The organism is Rhizobium sp. IY2, assembly GCF_047532935.1.
In the GTDB taxonomy this organism is placed as follows: Bacteria; Pseudomonadota; Alphaproteobacteria; order Rhizobiales; family Rhizobiaceae; genus Rhizobium; species Rhizobium anhuiense.
Map to the genome: position 1 here is coordinate 202,460 of NZ_JBLKNU010000001.1, position 14,562 is coordinate 217,021.

General features: G+C 63.6%; 14 protein-coding genes. 5 read left to right on the plus strand and 9 right to left on the minus strand.

Translation table 11 applies throughout. The features are described 5' to 3' along the window. Positions 1-2: 2 nt before the first annotated feature. From ACMUVN_RS00915 to ACMUVN_RS00925, 3 genes are all read right to left on the minus strand, one after another. Entirely contained in the window at positions 3-512 is a 510-nt protein-coding gene (locus ACMUVN_RS00915; RefSeq protein WP_029867927.1) for an RNA polymerase sigma factor, read from the minus strand. A 187-nt stretch (positions 513-699) separates the two neighbouring features. Then, positions 700-1,260 carry a tetratricopeptide repeat protein gene (locus ACMUVN_RS00920; RefSeq protein WP_029867928.1) on the minus strand — a complete coding sequence of 187 codons (561 nt, stop codon included), beginning with the start codon at positions 1,258-1,260 and terminating at the stop codon, positions 700-702. 159 nt (positions 1,261-1,419) lie between these two features. Beyond that, a complete protein-coding gene (locus ACMUVN_RS00925) occupies positions 1,420-2,328 on the minus strand; it encodes a metallophosphoesterase family protein (RefSeq protein ID WP_029867929.1) in 909 nt (302 codons plus the stop codon). A gap of 70 nt (positions 2,329-2,398) precedes the next feature. On the opposite strand from ACMUVN_RS00925, the gene ACMUVN_RS00930 reads away from it, so the two are divergent. Beyond that, positions 2,399-2,878 carry an NUDIX domain-containing protein gene (locus ACMUVN_RS00930; RefSeq protein WP_029867931.1) on the plus strand — a complete coding sequence of 160 codons (480 nt, stop codon included), beginning with the start codon at positions 2,399-2,401 and terminating at the stop codon, positions 2,876-2,878. Between the two features lie 6 nt (positions 2,879-2,884). Here ACMUVN_RS00930 and ACMUVN_RS00935 read toward each other — a convergent pair whose 3' ends face one another. Beyond that, a complete protein-coding gene (locus tag ACMUVN_RS00935) occupies positions 2,885-3,871 on the minus strand; it encodes a glutathione S-transferase family protein (protein ID WP_132572740.1) in 987 nt (328 codons plus the stop codon). A 194-nt stretch (positions 3,872-4,065) separates the two neighbouring features. Between ACMUVN_RS00935 and ACMUVN_RS00940 the strand changes: the two genes are divergently transcribed. Beyond that, on the plus strand, positions 4,066-4,629 hold the full coding sequence (locus tag ACMUVN_RS00940; protein ID WP_080759849.1) for a GNAT family N-acetyltransferase: 564 nt from the start codon (positions 4,066-4,068) through the stop codon (positions 4,627-4,629). On the opposite strand, the gene ACMUVN_RS00945 is transcribed toward ACMUVN_RS00940, so the two are convergent. The 5 genes from ACMUVN_RS00945 to ACMUVN_RS00965 are packed head-to-tail and all read right to left on the minus strand — an operon-like array spanning position 4,630 to position 11,876. Continuing rightward, positions 4,630-5,046 (minus strand): GNAT family N-acetyltransferase, encoded by a 417-nt coding sequence (locus ACMUVN_RS00945; RefSeq protein WP_029867935.1) that lies wholly within the window; start codon positions 5,044-5,046, stop codon positions 4,630-4,632. It abuts the gene before it with no gap. A gap of 4 nt (positions 5,047-5,050) precedes the next feature. Beyond that, positions 5,051-7,120 (minus strand): hypothetical protein, encoded by a 2,070-nt coding sequence (locus ACMUVN_RS00950; protein ID WP_414814792.1) that lies wholly within the window; start codon positions 7,118-7,120, stop codon positions 5,051-5,053. A gap of 1 nt (position 7,121) precedes the next feature. Further along, positions 7,122-9,935, minus strand: a complete 2,814-nt coding sequence (locus ACMUVN_RS00955) for a DUF4159 domain-containing protein (RefSeq protein ID WP_029867937.1) — start codon at positions 9,933-9,935, stop codon at positions 7,122-7,124. Next, complete coding sequence (locus ACMUVN_RS00960) at positions 9,932-10,852, minus strand: DUF58 domain-containing protein (RefSeq protein WP_029867938.1); 921 nt, start codon at positions 10,850-10,852, stop codon at positions 9,932-9,934. The genes ACMUVN_RS00955 and ACMUVN_RS00960 overlap by 4 nt, the downstream gene beginning before the upstream one ends. Before the next feature lie 13 nt (positions 10,853-10,865). Continuing rightward, the gene (locus tag ACMUVN_RS00965) at positions 10,866-11,876 is read right to left on the minus strand and encodes an AAA family ATPase (RefSeq protein ID WP_028757018.1); all 1,011 of its coding nucleotides are present in this window, start codon (positions 11,874-11,876) and stop codon (positions 10,866-10,868) included. A gap of 158 nt (positions 11,877-12,034) precedes the next feature. On the opposite strand from ACMUVN_RS00965, the gene ACMUVN_RS00970 reads away from it, so the two are divergent. From ACMUVN_RS00970 to ACMUVN_RS00980, 3 genes are read left to right on the plus strand one after another with little or no spacing between them, the layout of a single operon-like run. Continuing rightward, the gene (locus ACMUVN_RS00970) at positions 12,035-12,658 is read left to right on the plus strand and encodes a DUF1285 domain-containing protein (RefSeq protein ID WP_414814793.1); all 624 of its coding nucleotides are present in this window, start codon (positions 12,035-12,037) and stop codon (positions 12,656-12,658) included. Then, the gene (locus ACMUVN_RS00975) at positions 12,655-13,305 is read left to right on the plus strand and encodes a CoA pyrophosphatase (RefSeq protein WP_028757009.1); all 651 of its coding nucleotides are present in this window, start codon (positions 12,655-12,657) and stop codon (positions 13,303-13,305) included. Before ACMUVN_RS00970 ends, ACMUVN_RS00975 begins: the two co-directional genes overlap by 4 nt. Further along, entirely contained in the window at positions 13,302-14,555 is a 1,254-nt protein-coding gene (locus ACMUVN_RS00980) for a CCA tRNA nucleotidyltransferase (protein WP_168332765.1), read from the plus strand. The genes ACMUVN_RS00975 and ACMUVN_RS00980 overlap by 4 nt, the downstream gene beginning before the upstream one ends. The last annotated feature ends 7 nt before the right edge of the window (positions 14,556-14,562 follow it).

A 14,562-nucleotide genomic window follows, 5' to 3' on the forward strand; every position in this document is an offset into this window, starting at 1 on the left:
ATTCAGTACCTGTGGATCGGGTGGGTGCCGGCAAGCTCGGCAAAGTGCAGCCTTGCGGCGGCGAGCTGCGAAACGACGCTTGCCACTGGGATGCCCATAATGTCGGCCGCCTGCTGGTAGCTGTGGCCTTCGACGTCGACAAGCAGGAACATGCTGGAAACGCCATCCGGCATATCGGCGATCATGTGATGGATGGCGTCGGGATCGACGGCAGCCGAGCGTTCGCGTGCAGCCTCACGAAGATCGGTGACGTTGCCGCGGACGGAAGCCTTCGGCTTGCGCTTGCGGCTGTCGTCAGTCCATTGCTGGCGGGCAAGCGTGTAGATCCAGCTTTCCAGCCGGCCTTCGCCGCTCCATTGATGACCCTTGGCGATGGCGCGCTGACAGACGGCCTGAACGAGTTCGTCGGCCACGGAAACCTCACCCGCGAGCGTGATCGCGAAGCGGCGAAGGCGGGGCAGAAGGCCGACGAGATCACGTCGGAGATCGATGGTCGTTGCGGGTTGACGCATTGTCTATCCAAGAAGCATTCACAATGGTTTCGCGGACGAAGGGATTGCCCTCGGGCGCGAAGCCGACCTTATCGACGCCGGCGATGCATGTGCTTTATGAAACAAGTCTCCTGCACTGCGCAAGCATCCGGTCGTCTTCATCCCTCTTTCCCAAGGGAATTTCGTATTATGGCCCGCCAAGCTTGCGTCAATATGTCTTGTAGCCGTTCAAGCTTTGCAGCAGAGCCCGATAGGCCCAGGTGCCTTCGCCGCCGCGATCACGGATTTCGACGAGCTGAACGCGGGCGCCCTGAATGTCTCCCTGTTCGACCAGCGCCATGCCCATGTAGGAGCGGGCGAGGATGTAATTCTCATCCGCCTGCAGCGCCTTGCGGTAGTAGGACATGCCGAGCTCCATCCGGCCAGCCTTGCGGTTGGCGTAGCCGAGATAGTTCAGGATGCGCGGGTCGTTCTGGTTGCGGGCGAGATTGAGCACGGTGATGGCGTTGTCATATTGGCCGGCATAGGCAAATTCCCGGGCGAATTTATAGAGATCGTCGTCGTTGAAGCTGCTCTTCTTCGGGTTGACGCATTCCTTCTTGGCCTTGTCCCAGACCTTGCCGCCGGTGCAGGTCTTGGTCGTCTGCGTCTTCGGCGGCGGATTGGTGTCATCGTTGTTGTCGCCGACCGCGAAAGCGGCCGTGGCGATGCCGAAGGCAAAGCCGGCGGCGAGCGAAAATCTGGACAGGCGACGGAAAGGAGAAGTCATGGGCGGGCTCCGTTCTCAGGCGATGCTGTTGCTGGAATTGTACGCTTACCATTAAAAATACCAAGAGGGTAAGCAACCTCCACGGCAAATGTCGCGACGATGGTCTGATCTCTTCGCAGATCGATTCAAGTGCTGCACAAACAGAGTCTGGAACTGGTGCTAACGCGCGAAAATATCGGCGCTTTCCGGTATCACCGCGTCGCCGGCCCTGTTGAGGCTGAAACGCTCGCCGCGGAGTTCCCAGGCACCTGGAGAGCCCTCGATGGAGAAGAGGTTATAGGCGGCAGGCGGCTTGATGCTGCCGGGTCCCTGCGACGCCGACGCGATGCCGACGACGGGCACCGGCTGCACCTGGCCGCGCAGCCAGTGCAGCGTGTTCAGGTGCGTATGGCCGTGCAGCACGAGTTCGGCGCCGCCCGTCGAAATTACGGCGGCGAAGCGGCGGATGCCGATCATCCGTTTGTAGAAGGCCGTGGCGCCGCGGATCGGCGGATGGTGGATCATGACGACGCGAAAGAGACCGGCTTCGCCGGCCGCGCGCAACATGTTGACGGTGTCGCGGGCCTGGCGCGCGCCGAAAAAGCCGGAAGCGGCAAAGGGAGGGGTGGCGACCGCCGTCGAGCAACCGACGATCGCGACTTTGTCGCGGATGCGCAGATAGGGGAAGACGTGGCGATCCTCCTGCCATTGCGGCGGGGCGAGATCGCCGCGGACATAATCGTACCAGGCGCGCATTGACTTCTCATAGGCGCCCGGCACATAGGCGTCGTGGTTGCCGGGAACGACCGAGGTGTCGGCGGGATCGCCGAGCGTGCGCAGCCAGGCGGCGGCGGCGCGGATCTCGATGCCGCTCGCCAGATTGACGAGGTCGCCGGTGACGGCCAGGTGATCGGCCTGGCGGGCGCGGATATCCTCGAGCAGCAGATCCAGCGTGCTGCCGAAAAGGTGCTTGCGTCGGTTTCGATGCCAGTTCACAAAGCCGGTTATGCGTTTTGAAAACAGCTCTTGAATGGAAAGGCGGGGCAGCGGTCCGAGGTGGACGTCGGAAATATGCGCGAGCTTGAACATGCTACGAGACATAGACCAGCTTATTGACAAATCAAACACATCCGGCGCGATGAATAGCCGAAACGGAACCATGGTGGATAAAGAGAAGCGCCCCCCTCATATCAGGCTGGCCTTGCGCCTGCTGCATGTTTATTTCTCCTTCGCCCGCGGCATGACGATGGGCGTCAGGGCCGCCTGCTTCGATGCGGACGGCCGGATTTTTCTCGTGCGTCACAGTTATATCGGTGGCTGGCATATGCCGGGCGGCGGACTGGAGCGTAACGAGACGGTAGAAGAAGCGCTGGTCAAGGAGCTACGCGAGGAGGGCAACCTCAGGATCATCGGCAAGCCGGAACTGGTCCAGGTCTACTTCAATACCACGACGACCCGGCGCGACCATGTCGTGTTCTACAGGGCGACCGTCGAGCAGACGGCGCCCCGTCCGCCGGACTGGGAAATCTCCGACAGCGGGTTCTTTTTCCTCGACAGCCTGCCCGAGGGTACGACCGAGGCGACGCATCGCCGCCTCGCCGAGCTTCGGGGCGAGCAGGAGCCCGATCACCGCTGGTAAGAAGTATCAGGCGGCATTTAGCCTGGCGCGGCCATGCGGGCTGTCGAGATCGAGCGCCGGACCGACAGGGACGATGCCGGTCGGATTGATCGTCTTGTGGCTGCGGTAATAATGCTGCTTGATGTGGTGCAGGTTCACCGTCTCGGCAACGCCCGCCGTCTGGTAGAGGTCCCTGAGATAACCGGGTAAGTTGCGGTAATCGGCGATGCGGCGGATGTTGCACTTGAAATGGCCGACATAGACGGGGTCGAAGCGCACCAGCGTGGTGAACAGGCGCCAGTCGGCCTCGGTCAATCTGTTGCCGAAGAGGTAGCGGCCCTTGCCCAAGCGTTCGTCGAGCATGTCGAGCGTTTCGAACAGCTTGCCGACGTTTTCCTCATAGGCCGCCTGGGTTGTGGCAAAACCCGCCTTGTAGACGCCGTTGTTGACGGTGTCGTAGACGGTAGTATTAAGCGCATCGATTTCGGCACGGATATCCTCGGGATAGAAATCGGCCTTCGAGCCGGTCAAGCCGTCGAAAGCGCTATTGAACATCCGGATGATCTCGGCGGATTCGTTGCTGACGATCGTGCCGGTTTTCTTGTCCCAGAGCACGGGAACGGTGACGCGGCCGGAATAGTGCGGATCGGCTCTGACATAGATCTGCCAGAGCGCGGACGCACCGAAGAGCTGGTCGCCGGTGGCGCCGTCGCCGACCTTGAACTCCCAGCCATTCTCCGCCATCAGCGGATCGACGACGGAGACCGAGATCAGCCCTTCGAGCTTCTTCAGCTTGCGGAAGATCAGCGTGCGATGCGCCCAGGGGCAGGCAAGCGAGACATAGAGGTGGTAACGCCCGGCCTCGGCCTTGAAGCCGCCGGCGCCGGAAGGGCCGGCTTCACCGTCCGACGTCACCCAGTTGCGAAACTGCGAGGGCTGCCGCTTGAAATGGCCCTTGCTCTCCTTCGTGTCGTACCAGACGTCATGCCAGACGCCATCCACCAGCATTCCCATGGTGTTCATCCCTTTGATTGCGTGTTGGAACGGAAGATATCGCAGATGGCAGGGCTTTACAGGCGGCAAAGATTGAACAGAGCGTCACGTCGTGCATTTTGCGTTGGACGACGGAAATTTTTCCTGCTATCGGCCTTTTCACGATTTTCGGACCCCTGCTTGATGTTCATTTCCAGAAACCCGCGACGACGCTGATGTTCCCGAACGCCCAAGGCGTGTTCGAGACCCATCAATCTGTCCATCCGGTTTCTGTCATCATGTACAAGCACGATCTCGTCTACCTCACCGAAGACGCGTCCCACGACGCCGCCATCGAACACATCAACGAAGAAGCCTTCGGTCCTGGCCGTTTCACGCGTGCCGCCGCGCGCATCCGCGAGCAGGGGCCGCACGATCTGTCGCTCTCCTTCATCTGCGCCGACGACGGTGAGACGATCGCCTCCGTGCGCATGACGCCGGTGCTGGCAGGCTCCGTGAAGGGGCATCTGCTTGGCCCGCTCGCCGTCCGCCCCTCCCATAAGAATCAGGGCATCGGCCGGGAGCTGGTGCGGATCGCGGTGGAGGCGGCTAGACGCAAGGGCTCGGAAGCCGTCATCCTCGTCGGCGATCCGCCCTATTACGGCCCGCTCGGCTTCGAGAAGGTCGCCTACAACGCGCTGTCCTTCCCGGGCCCCGTCGATCCCGGCCGCGTGCTCGTCGTTCCGATCGCCGAGGGCGTGCACGAACGGCTGAAGGGCATCATCGCCTGGCACGGATGATCAGAGGTTTTTGCGGAGGAAGCTGCGCGTGCGGCCTTCCGGGAAATCCTGAAGCTCCCCGAAAACCTCATAACCCTGACGCAGATAGGCTCGCAGCGCCAGCGGGCTGAAAGTGTCGATCCAGGCGCCGCGGCATCCCCGGGTTCTCGCCTCGTCTTCCGCTTTTGCGAGGATCTCGCCGGCGAGACCGGTGCCGCGCAGCGTGTCGGGAATATAAAGCATCTGGGTGAAGAGCCAGCCCCAGGCGGTAAAGCCGGAAAGACCGCCGGTCACCTTGCCGTCGGTATCGCGGATGAGGACGGCGAGCGGCCGGCGATCCGAGGGGCCGACATCGCCGGTGTTGAAGGCCGAGAGCGCATCGGTGATCGCCGCGAGTTCCTCCGGCGAGGGTGAGGCGGTCAGCTCGAATTCCGGCATGAGATTACCGTCCTTCGCGCCACCACATGGCGCCGAAGGCGAGCAGCAGGATGCCGACGCCGGCGAACCCGGCAAAGAGCGGCAGCGTGGTGATGCCCTTCAAGACCGTCTCGCTGGTCATGCGGATCATCATGCGATCATTGTCGGCGACGCGGACCTGGCCGCGCACCGGCAGGATCGGCGGGACGGAGATCGCGCCATTCGCATTGGCGACCCGGGTGACGAGACCCTTGCTTCTGTCGGCGACCGGCTGCAGCACATCGGTCGTCGAGATCATCGCCTTGAATTCCGGTGCGTCGACGGCGCCGATATGAACAAGCGTCGATAGCTTGCCGTTGCGGATTTCGAAAAGGCCGATCTCGTCCATCCTCTTCTCGGCCTTGTAGAGGCCCGGTTCGGACTGGGTGAGCGGCAGGGTTTCGGTCTTGCCGGAGGGATAACGCACGGTGGCGTTGCCGGGATTGTCGCCGATCGTCTGGCGCGTGACTTCAAGGGTCCGGCCGGAGGCGCGCGCCGTCAGCGCTTCTTCCTCGAGCGCCGGCTCCTTCATCAGCCAATGGGCGATCCGGCGATAGAGCGAAACGTTCGGACCGCCGCCTTCAAAGCCGCGCGCCCAGAGCCAGCCCTGATCGGAAAGCAGCATGGCGACGCGGCCCTGGCCGGCGCGGTTCAGCACCAGCAGCGGATGGTTGTCGGCGCCGAGCATGATCGTTTCGCCCTGCGGCCGGTCGACATCGACGCTGCGGAACCAGCGGCCCCAATGCGGCGGATCCTCGCCCGAACCATCAAGGCCGCGCGTGACGGGATGTTTGCGGCCTTCCTCGGAGAGGCGGGGATAGAAGGCCTTCTCGATCATCTGGCCGGTGGGCGTTGCCGGCAGGACCGAGGAAAGTGGCGTCAGTGCAATGGAATCGGGGCCGGCGTGCTCGGGACCGGCGGCGATCAGCAGCGCGCCGCCATTGTCGACATATTGCGCGATGTAATCGTAATAGAGCAGCGGCAGCACGCCGCGGTGCTGGTAGCGGTCGAAGATGATCAGGTCGAAATCCTTGATCTTGTCGACGAAGAGCTCACGCGTCGGGAAGGCGATCAGCGACAACTCGTTGATCGGCGTGCCGTCCTGTTTTTCCGGCGGACGCAGGATGGTGAAGTGGACGAGATCGACCGACGCGTCCGATTTCAGCAGGTTGCGCCAGGCGCGCTCGCCGGCATGCGGTTCGCCGGAGACAAGCAGGACGCGGAGATTCTGGCGGATGCCGTCGATGACATGGACGGCGCGGTTGTTGGCGGTGGTGACTTCGCCGGGAAGGGCTGCGACCGAGAATTCGAGCACGTTGCTGCCGCCACCCGGCACCTTGAAGGAGAAGGGCGTATCCTGCCCGGGGGTCGCCTGCAGGGTGGCGATCTCGTCACCGTTCAGCTTCACCGTGACATCGGCTGTGCCGCCGGGGCTCGGGCCGTCGTCGAAGACGCGCAGGATCACCTGCTGCTCCTCGTTGACGATGCCGAAGCGCGGGCCCTTGATGACTTCGATGCGGCGATCGAATTCGTTGGCCTTGCCGGTGACCAGGCCATGGATCGGGGCGTCGAAACCGAGCGCCTGATTGGCGGCTGGAACATCATGGACCTCCCCGTCGGTCAGCATGATCGCGCCGCCGATGCGGGCGGGCGGAACGTCGGCGATATTGGCCGACAGGGCGTCGAACAGGCGCGTGGACGGCACGTCGGAATTGACGTCGCCTTCGACATCGACGAAGCGCGGCTCTATCTGCGGGAAGCGAGCGAGCTGTCCCTTCAGCGCCGCAAGCGCGTCGTCGGTCATCTTGACGCGATCGGGCGTCTGCTGGCTCTGGCTGCGATCGACGAGAACAGGCACGATCGTCGACAGCTGATCGCGGTCCTCCTGCAGCAGCACGGGATTGGCAAGCGCAGTCAGCATGGCGAGTGCCGCCAGCGTTCTGATCCAGGCGCCGCGAATGCCGCGCCAGATCGCGAAGGCGGCGATAACAGCGCTGACGACGGCCAGTGCGGCCAGAACCGACCAGGGCAGGAAGGGCGAAAAATCGAAGGTCATCTCATTGTCCTAACCGTTCGAGAAGGTCGGGAACATGGACCTGGTCGGTCTTGTAGTTGCCGGTCAGCATGTACATCATGATGTTGACACCGGAACGGTAGGCATACTCGCGCTGCGTTTCATCGGACGGCACGGTCGGCAGTATCGGTACGCCGTTGTCGTCGATCGCCCAGGCGCCGGCAAAATCATTGCCGGTGATCAGGATCGGCGAAACGCCGTCGGCCGTCGCCGCCGATTTTTCGCTCGGCTCCTGGCCGCCCTGCCGCGCCTCGATCCAGAGGGGGCTGCCGGTATAACGGCCGGGAAAGCTCGAGAGGAGATAGAAGGATTTCGTCAGCACGTGGTCCGATGGCACCGGCTCCAGCGGCGGAATGTCGAGATTGGCGAGGATTGCCTGTAGCCTCTCGCCGTTGGCGCTGACATTGCCGCCATTGTCCAATGCGCTGATCTGGTCGCGCGTATCGAAAAGCACGGTGCCGCCATTGCGCATATAGGCGTCGATGCGGCTGATCGCCGCCGATGACGGCATCGGCGCCGTTGCCGAAACCGGCCAGTAGATGATCGGATAGAAGGACAGCTCGTCTTTGGTGAGATCGATGCCCACCGGCGGCGCCGGCTCCAGCGTCGTGCGGAAAGTCAGAAACTGGGTCAGTCCCTCGAGACCGCGCTCGGAAATATTGTCCACCTCCTGTTCGCCAGTAACGACATAGGCGAGGTGGGTGTTATCGAGCCTCTGCAGGATGAGGTCGTCGCCGGGTTGGGAATCGTTGGCGTGAAGGGTGCCGGGTTGCACGAGGAAGCCGGCGCCGACGGCGACCGCGACCATCGCTGCGGTGCGGACAGCCGGGCGCAATCGTGAGAATGCGCCATTCATGAAGAGAACGATCAGGCTGTCGGCCAAGAGCAGCAGAAAGGCTGCGAAAAAGAGTGCGGGTTTTGCCGACCAGCTTTCGCCGCCGATCAGGCCTTCGCGCACGGCATTGGTCCCGGTTGTGTCGAGCGGCGTCAGTTCGGCGTTCTCGGGCAGCACGTTCAGGGAGGTGAAACCATCCTCCGAGCCATAGAGCCCGGGCGGATTGTCGAAATTCGCGGTCGGTTCGGCTCCGGCCTGCGGAATGAGCGGCCGCGCCGAGCCCGTCTCGGAGACGAGCGTGCCCTTGGCCGTGAGCATGCGGAATGGCGGCAGAGTTTCGGAGACACGCGCATTGCCGCGCGCCTCCGACGTCACGCCGCCCGATCGCGATATCTGCAGGAGGTGACGCAGCATGTCGACGAAGGTACCTGAGATCGGCAGATCGGACCAGGTGGCCTCGGCGGTGACATGAAACAGGACGATCTGGCCGGATGCGATCTGCTTCATCGTGACGAGCGGCGTGCCGTCAGCCAGGCTTGCCCAGGTGCGTTCGGCAAGATCGGGCGTCGGTTCGGCAAGCACCTGTCGCTTGACGACGACATCGGCGGGGCGGGCTATGCCGGCGAAAGGCCCAAAATTCGGAAATTCGGCAAGCGACTGCGGCTCGCTCCAGGACAATGTGCCGCCAAGCGCCCGTTCCCCCTGGCGCAGGATGACGGGAATCAATGGATCGTCGGCGGGGGCAGCCGCCATGCGCGGGCCGGCGAAACGCAGCAGCATGCCGCCATTCGATATCCACCGCGTCAGAGGCTCGTAGGTTTCCTCAGGCAGCCGGCCGATATCGGCCATGATGATGATGGAGGGATTGCTGGCGAGAAGTTTTGGTATCGCGACCGAAAGATCGGAATCGGCGGGCTGGATCAGATCCGCATAGGGCTGCAGTGCCCGTTGGATATAATAGAGCGGCGAGAGCAGCGGTTGGAACTCATCGCCTCCTTCACCCGACAGCAAGACGACGCGGCGGCGCTTGAATGCGTCGTCGAGAAGGTGGACGGCGCCAGCCGTGGCGCCGTTGTCGACGCTGACGCGCGCGAAATCGTTGCGCATCTCGAAGGGGGCGGTGATCGAACTCGTCGCGACGCTCTGGCCGGGACGGAAATCTACCCTGCCGTTGGCAATCGAGCGGCCCTGGGTATCGACGGCGTTCAGCGCCACCGATGCGGCCTGCGAACTGTTGAGCCGCGTGACCTTGACGGTCATGGCATCAGCCGCATTGTTGGCGGCGGTGATCGCGACCGTCCTTGCGGCATCGCCCTCGATCAGGCGGAGATCGACGGGCTGGAGTTCGGCGAGTCTGCGCACCGTGGCGTCGTCGGCCTTGGCAGCGGCGCCGTCGGTCAGGAAGGCGAGGGTGCCGGGCTTGATGCCGTTCAACGCGCCGCGCAGTGCCTGGAAGGCGCGTTCGCGGTCTGGCACCAGCGGTCGCGGTTCGGCGGCGCGCAGCTTGTCTCGGGCGGCGGCGGCGGTGCCGGGCACGGCGTCGTTGGTCGGATCGGCGGTAAAGGTGATCGACACCGGCGTGCCGGCGGATTCGGCGTCGTCTATCAACGCGTCGGCGGTCTGGATGCGGCGCTCCCAGTCGGGTGCCGCTGCCCAGCTGTTGTCGACGAAGAGGACGAGCGGGCCACCCGATGCGAGCGAACTGGTGCGCGGATTGAAAACCGGATCGGCGATCGCAAGGATGATGGCGGCGGCGAGCAGCATGCGCAGCAGCGTCAGCCACCACGGGCTTTGCGCCGGGGTCTCCTCGCGTTTCAGTACGGAAGCGAGGATCTTCAGCGGCGGGAAGACCTCGGTCTTCGGGCGTGGCGGTGTCAGCCGCAGCAGCCACCAGATGACGGGCAGGGCGACGAGCGCGCCGAGAATGGCGGGATAGGCGAAAGCGAAGGGAAGGGCGTTCATAGCTGCCCTCCATGAGTCGCCTTGGCCGGCATGCCGGACAGATACATGTGCACCGCGACCAGCGCCTCGGAAGCGAGATGATCGGTGCGGTGGCTTGCGAAGGTCCAGCCGAGATGGCGCAGCGACTGGCCGAGGCTGTCCCTGCGGGCGAGGTAGGCGTTGCGATAGGCCTCGCGAATGTGTTCGGCGCGGCCGGAAACGAGCTTGGTGCCGCTCTCCGGATCGGTGAATTCGGTGCGGCCGCTATAGGGGAATATCTCTTCGGCGGGATCGGATATCTCGACCACGTGGCCGCGCAGGCCGCGGCGGGCCAGCGGCCCGAGCCGTTCCATGATTGCCGGCGCATCGTCGAGGAAATCGCCGATGAGGACGAGATCGCTCCAACCGCGGATCATCGCCGTTTCCGGCAGACCGCCGGTCAGCGGCGTGTGCATGAGCGCGGATGCGAGGCGTTCGGCCGCGTTGCGGGCGGAGGCGGGTTCCATGATGCCGGGGCAGCCGATGCGCTCGCCGGAGCGGGCGAGGATTTCGGCAAGCGCCAGCATGATGACCAGCGCGCGGCTTTCCTTGGAGACATTGCCGTAGCTCGACTTGTACATCATCGAGGGCGACATGTCGCACCAGAGCCAGATCGTGTGCGCCGCCTCCCATTCGCGTTCGCGCACATAGGTGTGGTCGTCGCGGGCGGAGCGGCGCCAGTCGATGCGCGACAGGCTCTCGCCCTCTGAATAGGGACGGAACTGCCAGAAATTCTCGCCGATGCCGCGCTTGCGGCGGCCATGCCAGCCGGCGATCACCGTGTTGGCGATGCGCTTGGCTTCCACCAGGCAGTCCGGCACCAGGGCGGCCCGCTGCCTGGCGCGGGAAAGGGCATCGCTGCCGGGTGTCGGATTGACGATCTGTCCGATAGATGCCACGCGTCCGGCTTCCTTATCCCTTTGCCTGCTTGACCAGTCCGGCGATGACGTCGCGCACCGACATGCCTTCGGCGCGGGCGGCGAAAGTCAGCGCCATGCGGTGCTGGAGAATGGGTTCGGCGAGCGCGAAAATATCGTCCAGAGACGGTGCGAGACGGCCTTCGTAAAGGGCGCGGGCACGCGCGCAGAGCATCATTGCCTGGCCGGCACGCGGGCCTGGACCCCAGGCGACGTTCTTGTCGGTCGAGGCATTGCCCTGTCCGGGACGGGCCGAACGCACCAGCGCCAGGATGGCGTCGACGACCGTGTCGCTCACCGGCATCTGGCGCACCAGGGTCTGGATCTCGATCAGCCGCTGCGCATCGATGATGGCTTCCGGCCGGGTTTCGCCCAAACCCGTCGTTTCGAGCAGGATCTGGCGCTCGGCGGCGAGTTCGGGATAGTTGACGTCGACCTGCAGCAGGAAGCGGTCGAGCTGGGCTTCGGGCAGGGGATAGGTGCCTTCCTGCTCGAGCGGGTTCTGGGTGGCGAGCACATGGAAGGGCGCCGGCAGGTCATAGCGCTGGCCGGCGATCGTGATGTGATATTCCTGCATGGATTGCAGAAGAGCCGACTGGGTACGTGGCGAGGCGCGGTTGATCTCGTCGGCCATCAGGAGCTGGGCGAAGACCGGGCCCTTGACGAAACGGAAGGAGCGGCGTCCACTGTCGTCCTGGTCCATCACCTCGGAGCCGAGAATATCCGAGGGCATCAGGTCCGGCGTGAACTGGATGCGGTTGGCGGCAAGGCCGAGCACCTCGCCGAGCGTCGTCACCAGCCTGGTTTTGGCAAGACCGGGAACGCCGACAAGCAGGGCATGGCCACCGGAGAGCACGGCGAGGATGGTGTTTTCGACGACGCTTTCCTGACCGAAGATCACCTTCGAGACTTCCGCGCGGATGGCGGCGATATCGGAGAGCGCCTTTTCGGCGGCGGCGACGATCGCCTTTTCATCGAGGCTGGATTCGGTCTTCATCATACCCACGGGCATCTCCAACGGCTGAAATCATTCGGCAGCGAATCGGCGGACTTATACATGTGCCTCATACCCGATAGAGTTATGGAGATGAGACGGGCTGACAAGTTCGTTGCGAATGACTATCTCGTGACTTCACTTCGTTAAGGACAAACCGGGACGGAAGAATGGCAGCCGAGGAAATCAGCGGACAGGCGGGTGCGGCGGGACTTGCCGCACTGATTTCGCGTGCATCTGACGAAAGTGGCGGAGAAAAACGCGGCTTACCGCCGGTCGAGCGGTGGAATCCGCCTTTTTGCGGCGATATCGACATGGAGATCAAGGCCGACGGCACCTGGTTCTACATGGGCACGCCGATCGGTCGGCCGGCGCTGGTGCGGCTGTTTTCGACGGTTTTGAGGAAGGACGATGATAAGAAGACCTATCTCGTAACTCCTGTGGAAAAGGTCGGGATAAGGGTCGTCGACGCGCCTTTCACCGCCGTGGAGATGAGCGTGACGGACCGAGAGGGTCAGCAGGTGCTGACCTTCCGTACCAATGTCGGCGATGTCGTGGAGGCGGGAGGAGACCATCGGCTGCGTTTTGCCATTGCGGACGGCAACGCCGAACTGAAACCCTATCTGCATGTGCGCGGGCGGCTGGAGGCGCTGGTGTCGCGTGCGGTGATGTATGAACTGGTCGCGCTCGGCGAGACTTTCGACGTGGGAGGGCGCGCGATGTTTGCGATCCGCTCCGCGGGCGAGGTCTTCCCGGTCATGCCGGCCGACGAACTGGATGCGCTTTCCCGATGAATGATGCAATTACCCAACGTTATCCGCTGTTCTCAGCAGCCGAATTCCGTCGCCGTGCGCTCAACCAGAATGGCGGGCCGGTCGATCATGCCTGGCGCGATCACGGGGACCATATCCTCAACCCCGATATCGTCGCCGAAGTCGAAACCTTCAAGCTGCGCGACGCCGCCGTGCTGGTGCCCGTCGTCGACGACGGCGAGGAGGCGCAGGTGATCTTCACCAAGCGCACAGCGACGCTGCGCAAACATTCCGGGCAGATCGCCTTTCCCGGCGGTTCGATCGATCCTGCAGATGTCTCGCCCGAAATGGCGGCGATCCGCGAGACGGAAGAGGAGATCGGCCTGGCCGGTTCCTTCGTCGAAACCGTCGGTCGCTTGCCGAATTATCTTGCCTCGACGGGCTTCCGCATCACGCCTGTGCTCGGCGTCGTCACGCCGGGCTTCGCGCTGACGCTGAACCCGACCGAGGTGGACGACGTGTTCGAGGTGCCGCTTTCCTTCCTGATGGATCCTGCCAATCACACCCGCGACAGGCGTGTCATCGACGGGATCGACCGACATTTCTACCGCGTGCCCTATGAAACCAGAATGATCTGGGGCATCACCGCCGGCATCGTCCGCACGCTTTACGAAAGGCTTTATGCATGACCGGCCTTGCCGACCAAGCATGGTTCCGCGACCCGGCACTCGGCCGGATCTTCGCACTTCTCAACGCCGATAGCGGGGAAGGACGGGTGGTCGGCGGCGCGGTGCGCAACAGCCTGATGGACCTGCCGGTCAGCGATGTCGACATCGCCACGACGCTCAGACCGGAGGCGGTGATCGAGCGGGCAGCGGCGGCGGGCATCAAGGCGGTACCAACCGGCCTGCAGCACGGCACAGTGACGCTCGTGATCGACGGCAAACCCTTCGAGGTGACGACGCTCCGCACCGACATCGAGACCGACGGACGCCATGCCAAGGTTGCTTTCAGCACCGACTGGAAGGCAGATGCCGAACGGCGGGATCTGACGATCAACGCGCTTTACGCCGATGCCGACGGCGAGGTGGTGGATCTCGTCGGCGGACTTGCCGACATTAAGACGCGCAACATCCGCTTCATCGGCGATGCCGCAAGGCGTATTGCCGAAGATCATCTGCGCATCCTGCGTTTTTTCCGCTTCTTTGCCTATTACGGGTCAGGACGGCCGGACGCCGAGGGGCTGAAGGCCTGTTCGGCAGCGCGTTCAAAACTGAAGATGCTTTCGGCAGAACGCGTCTGGTCGGAATTGCGGAAGCTGCTCGGTGCTGCCGATCCTGGCCGGGCGCTGCTCTGGATGCGGCAGGTGGCCGTGTTGACGGAAATCCTGCCGGAATCGGAACGATGGGGCATCGATGCGATCCCATCGCTGATCACCACCGAAAAGGCGCTCGGCTGGACGCCCGATCCGTTGCTGCGCCTTGCGGCGATCGTGCCGCCTGACGCGGGGCGCGTGGAGGCGCTTGCGGCCCGGCTCAAGCTCTCGAATGCGGAAGCGGCCACTCTCAAGGCCTGGGCAATGGCAGCGCCCGTCAATGACGAGATGTCGCCGGCCGCCTTCGAAAGGCTGCTTTACCGCAACGGCGCCGACGGCATCACGACGCGGCTGAAGCTGGCGCTTGCGGTGGCACGCGGCAAGGCTGAAGGCGATTTCGACGAAATGGCGCGGTCGGCGCGGCTCAGCAAGCTGCTGGACAAGGCAATGCATTGGACGAAGCCGCAGTTTCCGCTGAACGGCGGCGACGTGATTTCGGCGGGAGTGGCGTCCGGCCCGCGCGTCGGCGAATTGCTTGCCGGCCTGGAAAACCAGTGGGTGGAGGAAAATTTCGCCTCCGACCGGGCGGAACTGCTCGTCCGGCTGCAGGAACGCGTGCAATAGGCAATCC